This window comes from Stenotrophomonas sp. NPDC077461 (genome assembly GCF_049545475.1).
Classification (GTDB): Bacteria; Pseudomonadota; Gammaproteobacteria; order Xanthomonadales; family Xanthomonadaceae; genus Stenotrophomonas; species Stenotrophomonas nematodicola.
In genome coordinates this window covers 1-1,266 of record NZ_JBMWDO010000021.1, presented here as the reverse complement: position 1 = coordinate 1,266, position 1,266 = coordinate 1, and the positions used below count along the sequence as shown (strand labels likewise).

Genomic DNA, 1,266 nt, shown 5'->3' with positions numbered 1-1,266 from the left:
GCGCCCACATCAGGCGCTGAAGATGATGACCCCAGACGCGGCTCATGCCGCTACATTAACCGCATGACCTGAGCAGAAAACGGTGGGTCATTACACCTGCTGCATAGGCTCTATCAACTTCAAGCCTCCCTCCAGCCGACCCGCGTTGAATCAATCCAGACGCTGGAAGTCGAATGTGACCTTCCTCGTACAGCGAGACAGAACCGGCGGGAAACGCAATTTCGCCACAGCAACCAGAGCTGCGTGCTCATAGGCAGCATTGTCGCCCCCCTCCCCAATCCAGCCCTCCAAGCTGGGACCGTGTGATGACAGGATTTGTCACCCGCTCATTCTCTTCAACGACAACGGACACCACGGCAGAGCCGCGTACCTGCCTCTCAGTCGCGTTGGGAACGGCCGGCGCAATGGACTCCACCGGGCTGCTTGCCCCCTGGCAACGCCCGGGAAGTTCTTCATCGGCGCGGCACGAGGCACTGGACAAGGCCAGCGCAAGCATCAGAGCGCGGTTCATTCAACACCCTCGATTGCGGGTGGGGGACACCGGATCCACCGGCAGGAACACACCCGACTACGGATCCATATACCGCTGCTTTGGTTGACCTGCGGGGCGGGGATTACCCACAACGACGCCGCTATCCACAGATTCAGGCCACCAATACATCGACGACTGGAAACGCGAAGAACTTAAGATAGGGGGCTGGCTCAATACTGAAATCAGCCGACTCCACCCTCCAATCGTTTGGATCCCCCGAGAAAATCGAACCTCGGCGACCGTACAATTCATCGCGCAGCAGACGATCAAGGCCATCCATGTCTGCGTCAGCGAGAAAGCGTTCAATCACATGCTTTTCCCGCGCAAGAATATTGATCACGAAGTAGACTCTATCCTGCAAGGGTTTGCTGAAGTCCGCCTCCACGCAGATGGCGTAGAAGTATCGACCACCATCTTCCATGACTTGCTGCAACTCACCGTCGTACCATTCCACAATCAATTCGATCTTCACTTGTAAACCTCATTGAACTTCTCAGCCACTTTCTCCGTTACTGGCCTGGGGTGTTCCACAGTATGGTGGTTCGGATTGTTCCCGGATTGAGGTGTATTGAACGCGCTCTTTGCCTCCGCCTGATCGGCAACCCGGTGTTTGACTCTATCTGCCGCACTCACCCTCTCCTGCGCTTTGACCGAAACCCCATGCGGAAACCCGGCTTTCTCCGCCTTGACGGCTTGAGCTGCAAGCGACTCAGCGCTCTCTGCGCCCCTTTCCA

Annotated in this window: 2 protein-coding genes; both read right to left on the bottom strand. The window is 57.0% G+C overall.

Features of this window, described 5'->3' with window-relative positions; genetic code table 11:
- Positions 1–644: 644 nt before the first annotated feature.
- The gene (locus ACPEH8_RS19390; RefSeq protein WP_262072411.1) at positions 645–1,004 is read right to left on the bottom strand and encodes a hypothetical protein; all 360 of its coding nucleotides are present in this window, start codon (positions 1,002–1,004) and stop codon (positions 645–647) included.
- Positions 1,001–1,266: hypothetical protein (locus ACPEH8_RS19385; RefSeq protein ID WP_423667884.1), on the bottom strand; the 266-nt coding region annotated here is incomplete at its 5' end. The genes ACPEH8_RS19385 and ACPEH8_RS19390, both read right to left, overlap by 4 nt.